This window comes from Marinobacter sp. AN1, assembly GCF_026013985.1.
GTDB lineage: Bacteria > Pseudomonadota > Gammaproteobacteria > Pseudomonadales > Oleiphilaceae > Marinobacter > Marinobacter segnicrescens.
Map to the genome: position 1 here is coordinate 1811727 of NZ_CP110342.1, position 14561 is coordinate 1826287.

A 14561-nucleotide genomic window follows, 5' to 3' on the forward strand; every position below is an offset into this window, starting at 1 on the left:
TCTTCTCAGCTCTTTATCTATATTGAAAACAATTCATGGCGAGTCCTGGCCTGGCGGGGATAGTGTTTTTAGCTACCGGCATGCTAAAGAACGCAGTCTACGGCGTACCAGTGTCGCGACCGGGACCTTGCACACCTTTGATGGGTAATGCCGCTGAAGGATTGGCTTTTGCTACCGGTTATTTTGCACAAGGCTTATTAGGTGGCTGAGCATTGGCGTGACATTGAGTTGTGACAGATCACACAGCTGAGAGTAAGTGAAGGTTTCACTCAGCAACAAGCTCGGCTTCAAAACCGTCCTGCCGGCCGGTTGCCGGCGATCGTAAATACAAGGTCATGCCGGCACCTTCGGCAATCGCGTCGGCAATGGCCAGGCCAAGACCAGAACCGGAGGTATTGGTATTCGAGCGTTCAAATCGGTTCCGCAACAACTTGAGCTGTTCCGGTGAAATTGTGTGGCCGCCATTTCGCACGATCAGCCTGCCATCTTCACACAGGCTGACTTCCACTGGCTCGTTCGGGGAGCCATGCTTGAGTGCGTTCTCGATAAGGTTACGTACAAGAATGGCGAAAGCATCGGGATCAATGAAGGAATTCACTTCATTTTCCGGCATCGATGTCACGATTCGTCCGGGCGCCTGCTCCTCAAGATCCGAGGCAATCATTGCGAGTATGGGCACAAGATCGTGTTGGTTTTGTGAAAGTGCGCCGCCGCCTTCCGCTTTCGCCAGTTCCAGCAGCTTTCCAGACAACATCGACAGGCTACGCAAAGCCTCTTCAATTTCCGTAACATCCTTTTTGACTTGATCATCGGATATCCTGATTTTCAGTCGCTGCACTTTGGCGAGTGCTGTTGCGAGTGGAGTTCGCAATTCATGGGCACTGTTGGCGGTAAAACTTCGTTCTGACTCAAGCGCACGGTGCAATCGGTCGAGCAGCCGGTTGACGGCAACTGCGATCGGTTGAAATTCGCGGGGTAACTTATCCTCTGCAACAGGGGAAAGATCTCCCGCGCCGCGGGATTCAATGCCTCGTTGAAAATCGACGACCCTGCGAAGGGACAGCCGGACGATCCACCAGACACCCATTAGGCTGACCGGCACCAGCACTATCAGAGGAAAGAGCAAGGCTAGCCCGGCCTCCAGTGCAGATTCCCTCCGATGCGCGAGGGGTTCAGCCACTTCCAGAAAGATTGTGTTACTGACCGCCGACACGCCATATAGCCGGTGTGTCGGCGTGCTTGAAAACCCCTCTTTGGGTGTTGTGCCAAAAACCTCAGGGTTGGCGTCGTGGGAGCGCAACAGGAGATTGCCCTGTGCGTCTCGTACCAGATAAGTCAGATACTCGTCGTGATCTTTCAGGGCGGGCGCGCGTTGGCTGCCGTTGCCATTCTCCCGGTTCAGGATGTCGGTGACGGCCAACGGCAGTATGCGCTGGGCGGTTTCTTCCAGGGCGCTGTCAAAGACCTCATCCATTTCATGCTGTGCCACAAGTCCGGAAGCGGTAACGCCCAGCAGCCAGAGCAGGGTGACGCCCAGAGTCAGGCCAATACCGAGAGTTTTTTGCAGGCTGTTTCTAGTGGCCATGAGTGTCCAGGCGATAGCCCATTCCCCTAACGGTGACGATCGTGTCCCGCCCCAGTTTTTTTCGCAAGCGACTGATATAAACCTCAATCGTATTGCTTTCGATCTCGGCTCCGAAGGCGTAAAGGCGGTCCTCCAGTTGCGATCGGGATAGTAGCATTCCAGGCCGTTGGATAAAGCCCTCGAATAAGGCCCATTCCCGGGCCGTGAGTTCTATCGGCAGTCCGCTGCGATGGATTCGATGGTCGCGAAGATCGACCTCCAGCTCACCCAAACGTATGACAGGGTTCGGGTCACCCCGGTACCTTCGGGCTACTGCAGCCACACGGGCTGACAGTTCGGAAAGATCAAAGGGTTTTACCAGATAGTCGTCGGCGCCGGCATTCAGCCCCTCTATTCGGTCAGACACCTGATCCCTGGCGGTAAGAATAATCACAGGCGTTGTTATTCCAGCTGCCCTTAGCCTCCGTAAAAAGCCGAAACCATGGCCGTCGGGCAACATTAGGTCTAGCAGAATCAGGTCGTAGGTTGTGGTCTGAACACTTGCTTCTGCAAAGCCAAGCGTTTGCACCCAGTCCACCGCGTGGCCGTCGTCTGCGATCTGATCCCGAACGGCTTCACCCAATCCCTCCGTATCTTCCACCAACAGTACCCGCATAACCCACCTCTGATCCCGCATTGGGGTCAAGATACTACAGCCGGAACCTGACAACAGCCTGAATGGCTATAAAGGCTGTTATAGCTCTGCGCCGGCGTTCAGCTGGCTGTCAGGTTCGGGGGGTAGCCTTGCTCAGAATATTTCAGGTGTCGGTCGCAGGAGATTTCATGATGCGGATAATTTTGCCTTTCCTTGCGTTGGTTTCAGGCATGTGGGCCTGGAATCTCTCTGCGGGCCCGGGAGCCGGCTCCCCTTGGACGGTCTACGACCAGGGCTTACTGCTCAGTGGGTTGTTATCCATTGCCTTCATGTCACTGGCCATGATGCTGGCGCTGCGCCCGGTTTGGCTGGAACGACCACTGGGCGGGCTGGACCAGATCTACCTGACTCACAAATGGGCCGGCATCCTGGCCGTGGTATTCGCCGCAGCTCACTGGCTGATTGAAATGGGCGACGATGTCATAGAGTCAATTTTCGGTGAGGCCGGTAAGTTCGACCAGGATTATTCCGGGTTTATCGACGCCATGCGCGATGCCGCGGAAGAGGTAGGCGAATTCGCCGTTTATCTGTTGTTTGCAATGCTGGTTATTACCCTGTGGCGCAAGTTCCCTTACAAATATTGGCGCTATCTGCATCGCGGCACACCAGTGCTTTATCTGTTACTTGCTTTCCATGCGGCGTGGCTCACTCCGTTGCAATGGTGGCAGCAGCCAATCGGTGTGCTGATGGCTATTCTTCTCCTGGGCGGCAGCATTGCCAGCGGGCTTTCCCTGGCTGGTAGAGTCGGCCGGCGTCGCCAGCTTTGCGGCAGGGTCACAGCGATCAAGACCCCGGCCCGGGATGTTACCGAGGTTACCTGCCACATGGGGCCGGCATGGCGCGGACATCGTGCGGGACAGTTTGCTTTTGTGACCTTTGACAGTATGGAGGGGGCGCACCCGTTCACCCTTGCCAGTGCGGATCGGGCAAATGGCACCGTCACGTTTCTTATCAAATCCCTTGGTGACTATACCCGCAATCTCAGCCAAAAAATCAGCGTGGGTCAAACAGTGAAGATTGAAGGCCCCTACGGCCGTTTTAACTTCGACCGACGCAACCGCAAGTCCCACCAGGTCTGGATAGCCGGGGGCATCGGGGTAACGCCGTTCCTGGCCTGGCTTGATGAGCTGGACGGCTGCACCGCCACCGTGCCTGAGGCAGATCTGCATTACTGCACGCGCAACGCAGACCAGGATCCGATGGTGGATCGACTCCGGGTGCTTTGCAGTGACTTTTCCGGCATTAATCTCGAGATTCACGATAGTAGCAAGGGGCAGGCGTTGTCAGCAGATAAGCTGTCCACCAATAGCAGGTCAGCTGCAGAGGTCTGGTTCTGCGGTCCGACAGGCCTGGGGCAAGCTATCCGAAAAGGCTTGAGGGGTGCACCCTTCCGCCTGACTCGCTTCCATAAAGAAGCCTTCCAGTTCCGCTGATAAGGCCTGGTTTGTTCAGGGTACTGTCAGGTTAGCGTCGTAGAGTGAATGTAACGCAACCGGTAGGAGAAACACCATGAAAACCAAACCCATTGTTCTGAGCCTTTCTTTGCTGCTTATGAGCGGCACTGCTCTGGCCGATGATGACTGCGATGACCCCGTAGCTAATTGGCAGCCCCGTGAAAATCTTCGTGAAAAGCTGGAAGCGGAAGGCTGGACCGTGCACAGAATCAAAGTCGATGACGGCTGCTATGAAGTCAAGGGATTTGATTCCAATGGCGTTAGGGCAGAGGCTTCTTTCGCCCCTGCTTCACTGATGATGATGAGCTGGGAACGCGAAGAAGCAGACGATGATGACCAGGACCCCGGCAAATGGTCCGGAAAGAATGGTCAGGACAACGCCAGAAGACAAATTCCAGGCAACGGTATCGTCAAGGGTCGCCCGACAGTCACCGTTGAGTAAAGGGGCGATTCTGTCCTTTTGTTTCAGTATTACGCCGGTTTATCGGAGACAAGTTATGAAAAAGTTCGTTCTGGCTTTCAGTCTTTTCACCGCTCTGGCTTTACCCGCTTACGCCCAGGCCCGTGACGTGACATTCACGACCGAGTTACAGAGTTACAACGGCGATGGAGCCTATCTGGCTCTGTATCTTACGGATGCGGCCGGCGAGTACCAGGGCACCCTTTGGGTTTCGGGTAAAAAATCAAAATACTACAAGCACTTGGGTGGCTGGGCCCGCGGCAGTGGACTAAATCCGGCGGAGTATGATGGCCTGACCGGTGCCAGTGTCACCAGTGGCCGCACCCTTAAAATTACACTGAACCTGGATGATTCGTTGATCGACAACGGCTATGAGGTCCGGGTTGACTCTGCCGTTGAGGATATGCGCGATATCAGGGCAGATGTCGTGGCCCCTCTGACCACGGAAGGTTCGGGCAAGCCGGTTTCCGGGCGCGGGTATGTGCGCTCTCTCACCTACGATCTTCAATAAGCCGGCAGGAGTTAACACCATGTTGCGCAAGTTTCACGGCTTACCGGGCCTGTTTGCAGGGCTGTTTCTGATAGTCCTCTCAGTTACGGGTGCTGTGTTGGCTTTGGCACCTGCGCTCGATAGAGCCTCCGCGGTCATTCCAGGTGCCGGCCAAGTCAGTGTTGCCGAGCTGGCTGGCCGGATAGTTGCCCATTACCCGCAGACCGAACAGATTGTCCGGACCTCTTCCGGCAACGTCATCGTTTATTACAGCCGAGATGGCCAGGCCGGTGCGGACCTGGTTAACCCACTGACTGGTGAGGGCATTGCACCCTACGAGTCCTCGGCTTTTTTCGGCTGGGTCAAGGACCTGCATCGCGCGTTTATGCTGGATGATGCTGGAAGGGCGATGGCCGGAGTACTCGCTGTTTTTATGCTTATTCTGTGTATTTCAGGAATGTTTTTGCTGGCCCGACGTACCGGTGGCTGGGCGAATTTGTTAAGGCCGCTTTCCGGCTCTGGCAGTAAACGAATTCATGCCGAGCTAGCCCGGTTTGCCGTACTGGGCTTGTTGTTATCGGCTCTGACCGGCACCTTTATGTCGGCTCAGCGCTTTGGTTTGCTGCCGGAAGCGCCCGAAATCGGGCCGAGGTTTCCGGCTGAGGTCTCGGGCGGACAACCTGCCCCGGTGGGTAGTTTGAAAGCGCTCGGTAATGTTGATCTTGGCGGACTTCGTGAACTGGTGTTTCCCTATCCCGGTGACCCACAGGATGTTTATTCCCTGACAACTTCCGGCGGCTCTGGTTTTGTGGATCAGGCTACGGGCGAGTTGCTGCAGTATCAGCCACTAGCTAAGGGCAGCGTGGTGCAGCAGTGGATTGTGAGTTTGCACACTGGCGAGGGGTTATGGTGGCTGGGCCTGTTTCTCGGGGCTGCCGCACTGATCGTGCCGGTACTTTCGGTGACCGGAATAACCATCTGGTGGCAACGCCGCCGCTCGTCAGGGAAGTTGCCTGACAATATCGGTGCCGCCCGGGCGGATACAGTTATCCTGGTAGGCTCTGAAGGGAACACCACCCGGGGCTTTGCCCGGGAACTGCATGCCAGTCTGGGCAAGGTGGGATTCAAGGTGCATTGTAGTGAGATGAATGCCCTGGCCGAGCATTATCCACAGGCCTCCAGGCTTTTCGTGCTGACCTCCACTTACGGTGATGGCGATGCACCCGCCTCGGCCCGGCGCTTTATGGCCAGGCTTGATAATTTCCGCCCCGGCAAAGCCCTGACTTTCGCGGTACTGGGCTTTGGTGACCGCCAGTTTCCCAACTTCTGCAAATTTGCGGTAGATGTGGATAAGGCGCTCGCTGGTAAAGGGCTGAAGCGTCTGCACAGCATTGAGCGGATTGATCGGTGCTCCACTTCACAATTCAGCAAATGGGGAGACAAAATCGGTGAGACTATCGGGACACCGCTTGGGTTGGATTACAACCCGTTGCCGCCAGCCTCGGTAGAGTTGGAATTAGTAGAGCGGGCGGATTATGGCCTCTCTGTGGAGGCGCCTACCAGCATCCTGCGTTTCAAAGTGGTTGAGCAGGGCGGATGGAGAAGGTATGTGCCCGGCAACCGTAAGGCACCTTCATTTGAAGCCGGTGACCTGCTCGGCGTTGTGCCCCCGAACGGGCAGGCTCCGCGGTTTTACTCATTGGCTTCCTCTGCCACAGACGGTGTTGTGGAGATATGCGTGCGCAAGCAGCCTCGAGGGCTTTGCTCCGGCTATTTGTATGAGTTGAAGCCAGGCAATCGAATCAGTAGCTTCATTCGCCATAACCCGGGCTTCCGACCGGCAACCGGTAGCAACCCGGTGATATTGATTGGCGCCGGTGCCGGGATTGGGCCACTGGCCGGTTTTATCAGGAAGAATGCCAGTCGCAATCCCATGTACCTGTATTGGGGCGGGCGTAGTTCGCAATCGGATTTTCTCTACCAGCCGGAACTGGGTCGTTATCTGGATGACCATCGGCTGACGGCGCTGAATACGGTATTTTCCCGGTCGGACGAACGGGCTTATGTTCAGGATAAGCTAAAACAGGATGAGTCGGCGGTGCGCCAGATGGTGAACGCCGGTGCCCAGATTCTGGTATGCGGTGGCAAGGATATGGCCGCAGGGGTAAAGCAGGTCATTGATGAGATTCTGAAGCCGCTGGCAACCGATGTGGAAGCGCTCAGAGCGGATGGTCGATATCTGGAAGATGTTTACTGAAGGGCCCCTTCCTCTTCAACCAGCAACCACCCCGAAGAGCGTCCCTACTCCAGCTGTGAGCGCCATGGCCAATGCGCCCCAGAAGGTGACGCGTCGGGCGGCCAGAAATGCCGGGGCGCCGCCCGCCTTCGCTGATAACGAACCCAGTAACGCCAGAAATATTAGTGAACTGACTGAGACCGCCGACATAACCAGAGACGCCGGAACGATCAGAACCATCAGCAAGGGCAGGGCAGCGCCCACGGCAAAGGTGCCAGCTGATGCCAAAGCTGCATGCACCGGGCGTGCAGCCAGGGCCTCGGAAATGCCCAGCTCGTCCCGTGCATGTGCGCCAAGCGCATCATGTTCCATCAACTGACTGGCAACCGTAGAGGCCAGCTCCGCATCCAGCCCGCGCTTGATGTATATCGCCGTCAATTCTGCCTGTTCAGACTCCGGGTTATTCTCCAACTCCGTTTGTTCTCGCCTTAAATCAGCGCGTTCGGTGTCGGCCTGAGAGCTGACCGAGACATACTCTCCGGCGGCCATGGACATGGCACCGGCGACGAGCCCCGCGACACCGGCAACCAGGATGTTTTCGGCGCTTGCGCCCGTGGCAGCAACGCCAAGAACAAGGCTCGCGGTGGAGACAATGCCGTCATTTGCACCGAGTACGGCGGCTCGGAGCCAACCTGTCCGGTGGGTTTTGTGCTGTTCCTTATGTTTCATCGCGGGGATCCCATCATCTTCACTGAGTCGACGGTTGATGATCAGTTTTACCAATGTTCCGGAGCTTGAGTAGTAAATGATTCAAGCCTGTCCGGGTGCTTCATGTTTGCATGACTAGGTAAAAGATAGCTATCCCGGTGAGCAGTGCCCAGAGCAATCGCACTATTCCTGGTGAAGCGGGATCTTGACCAAGCATTGCATAAGACACCGCAACAGTCAGATCGAACCTCTCTCATACATCCACTGCTTTGACATTTTCCTGATGAAACGCCGACAAAGCCATGACACCGGATTGGCTAATCTATCGATTCATCAGGTCGGGCCGGAGCTGCCGGTTGTCATTGTGGCTGTTTCCCTTATGAGCAAACTTTTAACCGTTCAGTTGCAAGGATTCATTGCTGCCGGTGGCCTTGCCACACTATTCCACTGGTTTGTCATGGCGGCTCTGACCGGCGCGGGGGTTGATGCCATGCTGGCCACCGCAAGCGGAAGCCTGTCCGGTGCAGTTATGAATTATGGGCTCCAGCGTCGTCTGGCATTCCGCAATGCAGGCCCTCACCGCCTGACCGCCTGGCGCTACCTGGTGTCCTGCATTTGCGCCTGGCTTTGCAATCTCGCTTTTTTCTACCTGCTACATCACATTCTTACCTTGCCGGTCACGCTCTCGCAGCTTGTCACGACAGGTCTCGTAGCTGCTCTGAATTACATCGTCTACAAGAGGCTGGTGTTTTATGAACAAATCCCTTGATGTCCACGTCGTGCCGCCAGATGACCGCCTTATCTCCCTGGTGGTACCTGTGTATAACGAGCGAGCCATGCTGCCGCTGTTTTTTGACCGGGTACTGCCCGTGCTTGCCGCGGTCAACCTGCGTCACGAAATTGTGTTCGTGGACGATGGCAGTGAGGATGGCAGCGCTGGTTATGTTCGTAATGAGATAAAGCGAACGCCAGGCCTCCGCCTGGTCAAACTGAGTCGGAATTTCGGCAAGGAGGCGGCGGTAACGGCAGGGCTGGAGCATGCCAGGGGCGACGCGGTGATCGTTCTCGATGCGGACCTGCAGGATCCGCCTGAGCAGATCCCCGCCATGATCGAATCCTGGCAGTCCGGGGCAGACGTTGTGTTGATGCAGCGTCGTTCCAGAGCTGGGGAAACCGTGGTCAAACGCTGGAGCGCGCACTTCTTTTACCGGTTGCTGAACCGGACCAGCCGGACCGATATTCCCGTGGATACCGGCGATTTCCGGTTGATGAGCCGTAAGGCCGTAGACGCGATACTGACTCTGAACGAACGTAACCGGTACATGAAAGGACTGTTTGCCTGGATCGGCCTGCCGACCCGTGTCATCCAGTATGACCGGGAACCCCGGGCTGCCGGAGAAACGAAGTGGGATTACCCCGGACTGGTTGGCCTGGCGCTGGAGGGTCTGACCTCATTTTCCGTCTCACCATTGCGCTGGGCGACCGCCATCGGGTTGTTTGCCGCGAGTGTTGGAGCCCTGTTCGGGCTCTGGATCGTGATCAAGGCCATGATGCTGGGCGATGCAACCAGCGGCTATCCGTCACTGGTTGCCATCATCAGCTTTCTCGGTGGCATCCAGCTACTGAGCATCGGTATTGTCGGGGAGTATGTCGGTAAAACCTATCTGGAAACGAAGCAGCGACCGGTCTACCTGGCCGAGGAGGTGCTGGAAAGTCCGGTTGGTGTCAGTCAGCCCTTAAATACGCGGCTGGCGGAGGCGCGTCATGTCAAAGCGATTTGACATCTGGTTCCTGGCGTTGGCAGCGGTCCTGGTCAGCCGCCTTATCGGCATGGCGCTGTTCCCTTTTGCCGATACCACCGAACCTCGCTACGCGGAAATTGCCCGCCTGATGGCCGAAACCGGTGACTGGATCACCCCCTGGTTTGAGCCGGGTGTGCCTTTCTGGGGCAAACCACCGTTGTCTTTCTGGGCCCAGGCGTTGGCCATCAAGGTGTTCGGCCTCTCGGAGTTTTCATTGCGCCTGCCGTCCTGGCTGACAACCTTGGCGATGGTCTGGCTGGTCTGGCGGCTGGCGAAGCAGCTCTGGAATGTCCAGGCGGCACTGTGGAGTAGCCTGGTGTTCGCCACCATGGCGCTGACCTACATCAGTGCCGGTGCCGTGATGACCGATTCGTTCCTGGCCCTGGGCACGACGCTAACACTGGTCAGCTTCTGTCTGGTGATGTCGGGAGAGGACGGCCCCTGGCGCTGGCTTTTCTTCATCGGACTGGTGATCGGGCTACTGTCCAAGGGCCCGCTGGCAGTCGTACTGGTCGGTATTCCAATCGTTTTGTGGTTGCTCCTTTTCAAACACGAGGCCGCCAGCCTGCGAAAATTTCCGTGGTGGAGGGGGGCTTTACTGACGGCGTTTCTGGCTGGCCCCTGGTATCTGCTGGCTGAACTCAAGACACCCGGGTTTCTGGATTATTTTATCGTAGGGGAGCATATTCGCCGCTTCCTGGATCCCGGATGGACCGGCGATCTGTACGGCAGTGCTCACGATCAGCCCAAAGGTATGATCTGGTTGTTCTGGTTGTGGGCATCGTTCCCCTGGGGAATTGTTGCACTGGTGGGCGTGATTGCCGGCTGGCTCGGTGGTCGAGGGACAGGTCGCATTCGGCTGCCGCTGTCACATCCTGGCTCCTGCTTTCTTTTTGTCAGTGCGCTGGCGCCAATGCTGTTTTTACCCCCGCGGGTAACACGCTCTGGACCTATGTGCTGCCATCCTTGCCATTTACAGCCATGCTGATCGGTCGTTGGATTTCAGACATGGATTCCGCAAGACTTTTCGCAATGAGGCCGCTGTTGGTGGGATTGGTGCCCGTGCTGCTGACTGTTTTCGTGGGGCTGACTACGGTAGGCCTGAAACCGTTCAAGACGGAAAAAGAACTGGTAAGCTATTACCTGCAGGTCAGAGAGCCTGGCGACAGCCCATTGCTCTACCTGGATGATCTGCCATTCTCGGCCAGATATTACTCGCGCGGAACGGCTATGGAAATTTCGGAGGACGATTGGAAGGAACTGCGGCAGCGCGATGGAGTACGACGATTCTATGTAGCTGTTCCCGAAGACTGGTCGGACCGGGAAATCGCGGTGCTATCGTCGTCAGCTGACAAGGTTCTCAGGAACCGCCGCTACCAGTTACTCGCTATAGAGACCCCTGTTCGAAAACTGCAATCGGCGTCGAGTGCTGATGGAGCCCTATTGAATGACAGCTAACAGGCCGCCTCTAAGGCTACTGGTCGTGGAAGATCAGGTGGACCTTGCGGAGAATCTTTTCGAGTTCCTGGGTGAGGACCGCTATTCGCTTGATTTCGCGGCTGATGGTCTGACTGCCTTACACCTACTGGCCACCGAGAGCTACGACGTCATCGTACTCGACCTGATGCTGCCGGGCGTGAATGGCTTCGATGTTTGCCGTCGTATCCGACAGGACCTGCAGTGTCAGACCCCCATCATTCTGATGACCTCCCTCAGTGCGCTCAACGACAAGGAAAAAGGCTTTGAGTGCGGTGCGGACGATTATCTCGTAAAACCGTTTGAATTGCGGGAACTCCAGTTGAGAATCGAGGCGCTTCACCGGCGCCATTCACCGATGAAGCCGGTTCTTCAGGCTGGGGAGATCCGGTTCAACCCTGGCACCCTGGAAGTCGAACTGCGTGGAATGAAAACCACGCTTTCCGGCACGTCGTCCCGGTTATTCGAATTGCTGATACGAGCTTACCCGAATTTTCTCAGTCATACGGCGCTCAGCGATGCCTTATGGGGGGGTGCCCGCTACGGGGATGCCGAGGGTAACAGTCTGCGTACCCATATCTACACGCTTCGAAAATCGTTGGCGGCAGACCTTGGCAACGGATTGGTGAAAACGGTTCATGGGCGGGGGTATCGTCTGGAGTCTCCCGAAGATGGCGACCGGACGACATCATGAAGTCCTCGTTGACGGCCAGGCTCACCCGAACCCTGTTTCTACTTATTGCCGCCACTGCGGCGGTGTCCATATTCATTGTTGAGCAGTTTGTCGATGATGTAGAAGACACCATTCTGGATCTTGAACTGAAAGCGGACGCTGAGTATTTCAAGGAGCGGCTTCGCAACGATGAATTCCAGCCTGTAAAAACGGCACGGCTGGAAGCCGTATTCCTGCCTGAGGGAGAGACTGAGGCGGTGCTGCCGACGTATTTCCAAGCACGCACCCTGCCATTTCCCGGGAAATCGAAGTCGGCGAGACGACCCTGCTTATTGTCGGTGAACGACTTGAGGAACCCAATGGAAAACTCTTCCTGGCCCAGGATATTACCATCATGGAGAATCGTGAGTTCCTGGTTCAGCTGATCCTGATCAGCGTGGCGGCTGGTATGCTCCTGATCGGCTATTTTATTGCTCGTGGGAGTGCCCGCTATCTGGTGCGTCCGTTCAGAAAATTGACCCGTGAGGTGCTGGGTGCGGTACCTGGAACGTCGGTGCCGCGAATCAACACGAGTTATCGCGATCAGGAATTTTGCGACATCGCCGAGGCTTTCAACCGCTTTCTCTCAGAGCTAGAGCACCACATTGAGAGAGAGAAATCCTTTGTAAAGCTGGCCAGTCATGAAATGCGTACGCCCCTGGCGGTGATGAATGGAGCACTCAATGTGCTGGAGCAACGCCAAAACCTGTCGGAAGCTGATCAGAAGACCCTGGCCCGCCTGCGCAGGGCCATGCAGACCATGCGCGACGACATGGATGTTCTGCTGGAGCTTGCCCGCAGCGAGGCTTCGAGCGAAGGCTCCAGGATGGTTAAGGTGAGTGAGATCGTCCGGGCCACTATTGACGATCTGGAGCATGGGCATCCCGACCAGGCTGGGCGCATTACGCTATTTGAAGATAATCCGGATGTGAGAGTCAGAACCTATCCCGTATTGGTGCGTATGCTAATGCGCAACCTGTTGCAGAATGCGCTGCGCCATACCAGGTCACCTGTTGAGGTGCATATGCTGTCGAACGGGATTCTGGTAAAGGATTTTGGTTCAGGTCTTCCTGACGCAGTGGTAAAAAAACTGAGGGTCTCGCGTGCAACCGGCGGCGGCTTGCCCAGAGCAGACCAACTCAACAATACAACCTTCGGTTTGCTCATTGTCCGGTTGGTCTGTGAACGGCTCGGCTGGGGGCTCCAGGTTACACAGTCAGATGACCGGGGCACCGAGTTCATGATTGAGATCGGCAACCGGGGGTGATCAGTTTTACTGTTTCTGCATTTCATTCCAGATGCTGAATTCCCGTTTGCTCACCTTCAGGTCCCGGTCGGCATCCAGGTGATCGAGGATCAGCGTTGTTCGGGTTGAAGACTCCAGGCCTCTATCGCTGGCATCTTCAACGCAATCATTCCGGCGGCTGAGTTCCTTAATCGTCAAATAGCCATCGCCGTTCTGGTCCATGCAGTCGAATCCTTGTAGCGAACCAGGGTGCAGAGGCGTAACGTCCGTGTCGAAGTTAGTCTGCTGGTGCTTTGGGTGGTATAGGTATTGCTCCTCGGCATCCTTGGTTGAACTACCCTCACTGGCGAACGCCGGGGTCTGGCTGACGACCGCCACTCCCAGAAAGAACACCGCTAATGTGGCATTCAATTTAATCATCATCGGACCCTTGTTGGTGGGTAGGTAGTCCATATGAGCGGTTACTGTACAGTCTCAATGGCAGGAGGGCATGGGCCAGAGCTTTGTCAACCAGGCTTGCAGGCGGTTCCAAGTCAACATACTAACCCGAAATAAAGTAAGCGAACATCATCCAGAGATATAAGCCAGGTCCGGATGACCAAAAAACGATTTCAATAGCTTTGGCAATTTCTGCAAGCGCCGAAGCTGCCGGTAAACAATGCTCCGAAGTTGTTCTTTACTGTTGATGATCTTTTTACCGACGTGGTGGTATTTGATGTAGCCCCAAACAGACTCATCAGGGTTCAGCTCCGGCGAGTACGGCGGCAGGAAGAACAGCCTGAGCTTGCCGTCGAGGCTCTCGACATACTCGCGAACGCGACGAGCATGGTGAACCGGGTGGTTATCGAGGATCAGGAAAACCGGCTTGTCAGCGTCTTGCACCAGAGCCTTGAGGAAACCGAGAAACGCATCGGTGTTCATGGTGCCCTGAATCGTTTTGAAGCGAAGCTCACCGCGAGGTGAGATGGCCGAGATCAGATTGATGCTGAAGCGACTGCCGGTATTGCGGATGATCGGAGTTTCACCCTTGGGCGCCCAGGTCGTGCCACTGTGATAATCAGACCGGATACTGGCTTCATCACCGAAGTAGATGGTGGCACCGACTTTTTTGGCTTCCTTGCGGATTTCCGGGTAGGTCTCTTCTTTCCACTGCTTCACGGCCTCTGGTTTTTGCTGGTAAGCCCTATGCAGTGGTTTCTGGGGCGTCAGCCCCAGGTTTCGAAGCAGACGACCAACCGAGACATCGCTTAACCGGACGTTGAACTTTTGCCGGATGAGCTCACGCACACGACCCCGGGTCCACAGGGCAAAATCAAACTTCAGCTGGTCCGGCGTAAAGGTTGTTATCCAGGTATACAGCTCCCGGATCTGAGCGCCGCTCAGCTTTTTGGGGCGACCAGAAATTTGCTTGGCCTTAAGTGCGTCAAAGCCACCCTCTCGGTAGGCAGCCAGCCATTCGTAAATTCGTGCCCGGCTCATGCCAAGCGCTTTGATGACGACTTCCGGGCTCTCGCCATCCATGACTCGTTGAACGGCGCGAACGCGAATGGCTTCTAATGTTTTGTGATCAAGTTTACGACCGTCATCGTGGCGCATGTGTGTAGATATCCGATAAGCTTGGCAAACGACCGCTACATTATAAATGATGTTCGCTTACTTTTGTACCCATTAGTAAGTGGTCTGTTCGCTTTGATTGGA

General features: G+C 55.9%; 16 protein-coding genes. 11 read left to right on the top strand and 5 right to left on the bottom strand.

Annotated elements, in window-relative coordinates; genetic code table 11:
- Positions 1 to 265 precede the first annotated feature (265 nt).
- Both LJ360_RS08295 and LJ360_RS08300 read right to left on the bottom strand, forming a co-directional pair.
- Entirely contained in the window at positions 266 to 1585 is a 1320-nt protein-coding gene (locus LJ360_RS08295; protein WP_091849725.1) for an ATP-binding protein, read from the bottom strand.
- Positions 1575 to 2240 carry a response regulator transcription factor gene (locus LJ360_RS08300; RefSeq protein ID WP_091849778.1) on the bottom strand — a complete coding sequence of 222 codons (666 nt, stop codon included), beginning with the start codon at positions 2238 to 2240 and terminating at the stop codon, positions 1575 to 1577. The genes LJ360_RS08295 and LJ360_RS08300 overlap by 11 nt, the downstream gene beginning before the upstream one ends.
- A 167-nt stretch (positions 2241 to 2407) precedes the next feature.
- Between LJ360_RS08300 and LJ360_RS08305 the strand changes: the two genes are divergently transcribed.
- The 4 genes from LJ360_RS08305 (at position 2408) to LJ360_RS08320 (ending at position 6940) form a co-directional block, all read left to right on the top strand.
- Positions 2408 to 3712 carry a ferric reductase-like transmembrane domain-containing protein gene (locus LJ360_RS08305; RefSeq protein WP_264995817.1) on the top strand — a complete coding sequence of 435 codons (1305 nt, stop codon included), beginning with the start codon at positions 2408 to 2410 and terminating at the stop codon, positions 3710 to 3712.
- A 76-nt stretch (positions 3713 to 3788) separates the two neighbouring features.
- On the top strand, positions 3789 to 4175 hold the full coding sequence (locus LJ360_RS08310; RefSeq protein WP_091849729.1) for a PepSY domain-containing protein: 387 nt from the start codon (positions 3789 to 3791) through the stop codon (positions 4173 to 4175).
- Between the two features lie 55 nt (positions 4176 to 4230).
- Positions 4231 to 4704, top strand: a complete 474-nt coding sequence (locus tag LJ360_RS08315; RefSeq protein WP_091849731.1) for a DUF2271 domain-containing protein — start codon at positions 4231 to 4233, stop codon at positions 4702 to 4704.
- A gap of 19 nt (positions 4705 to 4723) precedes the next feature.
- The gene (locus LJ360_RS08320) at positions 4724 to 6940 is read left to right on the top strand and encodes a PepSY domain-containing protein (protein ID WP_264995818.1); all 2217 of its coding nucleotides are present in this window, start codon (positions 4724 to 4726) and stop codon (positions 6938 to 6940) included.
- 15 nt (positions 6941 to 6955) lie between these two features.
- Here LJ360_RS08320 and LJ360_RS08325 read toward each other — a convergent pair whose 3' ends face one another.
- Positions 6956 to 7648 carry a VIT family protein gene (locus LJ360_RS08325; RefSeq protein ID WP_264995819.1) on the bottom strand — a complete coding sequence of 231 codons (693 nt, stop codon included), beginning with the start codon at positions 7646 to 7648 and terminating at the stop codon, positions 6956 to 6958.
- A 184-nt stretch (positions 7649 to 7832) separates the two neighbouring features.
- Here LJ360_RS08325 and LJ360_RS08330 point away from each other — a divergent pair, with 184 nt between their 5' ends.
- The 7 genes from LJ360_RS08330 to LJ360_RS08360 are packed head-to-tail and all read left to right on the top strand — an operon-like array spanning position 7833 to position 12884.
- Positions 7833 to 8396: a GtrA family protein gene (locus LJ360_RS08330; protein ID WP_264995820.1), complete on the top strand. Its 564-nt coding sequence runs from the start codon at positions 7833 to 7835 to the stop codon at positions 8394 to 8396.
- Positions 8380 to 9408: a glycosyltransferase family 2 protein gene (locus LJ360_RS08335; protein ID WP_264995821.1), complete on the top strand. Its 1029-nt coding sequence runs from the start codon at positions 8380 to 8382 to the stop codon at positions 9406 to 9408. The genes LJ360_RS08330 and LJ360_RS08335 overlap by 17 nt, the downstream gene beginning before the upstream one ends.
- The gene (locus tag LJ360_RS08340; protein ID WP_264995822.1) at positions 9392 to 10417 is read left to right on the top strand and encodes an ArnT family glycosyltransferase; all 1026 of its coding nucleotides are present in this window, start codon (positions 9392 to 9394) and stop codon (positions 10415 to 10417) included. Before LJ360_RS08335 ends, LJ360_RS08340 begins: the two co-directional genes overlap by 17 nt.
- A gap of 20 nt (positions 10418 to 10437) precedes the next feature.
- Positions 10438 to 10887 (top strand): hypothetical protein, encoded by a 450-nt coding sequence (locus LJ360_RS08345; protein ID WP_264995823.1) that lies wholly within the window; start codon positions 10438 to 10440, stop codon positions 10885 to 10887.
- On the top strand, positions 10877 to 11599 hold the full coding sequence (locus LJ360_RS08350; RefSeq protein ID WP_091855134.1) for a response regulator transcription factor: 723 nt from the start codon (positions 10877 to 10879) through the stop codon (positions 11597 to 11599). Before LJ360_RS08345 ends, LJ360_RS08350 begins: the two co-directional genes overlap by 11 nt.
- Positions 11596 to 12003, top strand: a complete 408-nt coding sequence (locus LJ360_RS08355) for a hypothetical protein (protein WP_264995824.1) — start codon at positions 11596 to 11598, stop codon at positions 12001 to 12003. Before LJ360_RS08350 ends, LJ360_RS08355 begins: the two co-directional genes overlap by 4 nt.
- The gene (locus LJ360_RS08360) at positions 11973 to 12884 is read left to right on the top strand and encodes a sensor histidine kinase (protein ID WP_264995825.1); all 912 of its coding nucleotides are present in this window, start codon (positions 11973 to 11975) and stop codon (positions 12882 to 12884) included. Before LJ360_RS08355 ends, LJ360_RS08360 begins: the two co-directional genes overlap by 31 nt.
- A 6-nt stretch (positions 12885 to 12890) precedes the next feature.
- On the opposite strand, the gene LJ360_RS08365 is transcribed toward LJ360_RS08360, so the two are convergent.
- Positions 12891 to 13316, bottom strand: a complete 426-nt coding sequence (locus LJ360_RS08365) for a hypothetical protein (RefSeq protein WP_264995826.1) — start codon at positions 13314 to 13316, stop codon at positions 12891 to 12893.
- Between the two features lie 114 nt (positions 13317 to 13430).
- A complete protein-coding gene (locus tag LJ360_RS08370; RefSeq protein ID WP_264994463.1) occupies positions 13431 to 14459 on the bottom strand; it encodes an IS630 family transposase in 1029 nt (342 codons plus the stop codon).
- Between the last annotated feature and the right edge of the window lie 102 nt (positions 14460 to 14561).

Coding starts and splice junctions, on each gene's coding strand:
- LJ360_RS08365 (WP_264995826.1), bottom strand. CDS start 13,316: ATGGACTACCTACCCACCAACAAGGGTCCGATGATGATTAAATTGAAT.
- LJ360_RS08370 (WP_264994463.1), bottom strand. CDS start 14,459: ATGCGCCACGATGACGGTCGTAAACTTGATCACAAAACATTAGAAGCC.
- LJ360_RS08340 (WP_264995822.1), top strand. CDS start 9,392: ATGTCAAAGCGATTTGACATCTGGTTCCTGGCGTTGGCAGCGGTCCTG.
- LJ360_RS08300 (WP_091849778.1), bottom strand. CDS start 2,240: ATGCGGGTACTGTTGGTGGAAGATACGGAGGGATTGGGTGAAGCCGTT.
- LJ360_RS08310 (WP_091849729.1), top strand. CDS start 3,789: ATGAAAACCAAACCCATTGTTCTGAGCCTTTCTTTGCTGCTTATGAGC.
- LJ360_RS08360 (WP_264995825.1), top strand. CDS start 11,973: ATGGAGAATCGTGAGTTCCTGGTTCAGCTGATCCTGATCAGCGTGGCG.
- LJ360_RS08320 (WP_264995818.1), top strand. CDS start 4,724: ATGTTGCGCAAGTTTCACGGCTTACCGGGCCTGTTTGCAGGGCTGTTT.
- LJ360_RS08295 (WP_091849725.1), bottom strand. CDS start 1,585: ATGGCCACTAGAAACAGCCTGCAAAAAACTCTCGGTATTGGCCTGACT.
- LJ360_RS08315 (WP_091849731.1), top strand. CDS start 4,231: ATGAAAAAGTTCGTTCTGGCTTTCAGTCTTTTCACCGCTCTGGCTTTA.
- LJ360_RS08350 (WP_091855134.1), top strand. CDS start 10,877: ATGACAGCTAACAGGCCGCCTCTAAGGCTACTGGTCGTGGAAGATCAG.
- LJ360_RS08325 (WP_264995819.1), bottom strand. CDS start 7,648: ATGAAACATAAGGAACAGCACAAAACCCACCGGACAGGTTGGCTCCGA.
- LJ360_RS08345 (WP_264995823.1), top strand. CDS start 10,438: ATGGATTCCGCAAGACTTTTCGCAATGAGGCCGCTGTTGGTGGGATTG.
- LJ360_RS08335 (WP_264995821.1), top strand. CDS start 8,380: ATGAACAAATCCCTTGATGTCCACGTCGTGCCGCCAGATGACCGCCTT.
- LJ360_RS08355 (WP_264995824.1), top strand. CDS start 11,596: ATGAAGTCCTCGTTGACGGCCAGGCTCACCCGAACCCTGTTTCTACTT.
- LJ360_RS08305 (WP_264995817.1), top strand. CDS start 2,408: ATGATGCGGATAATTTTGCCTTTCCTTGCGTTGGTTTCAGGCATGTGG.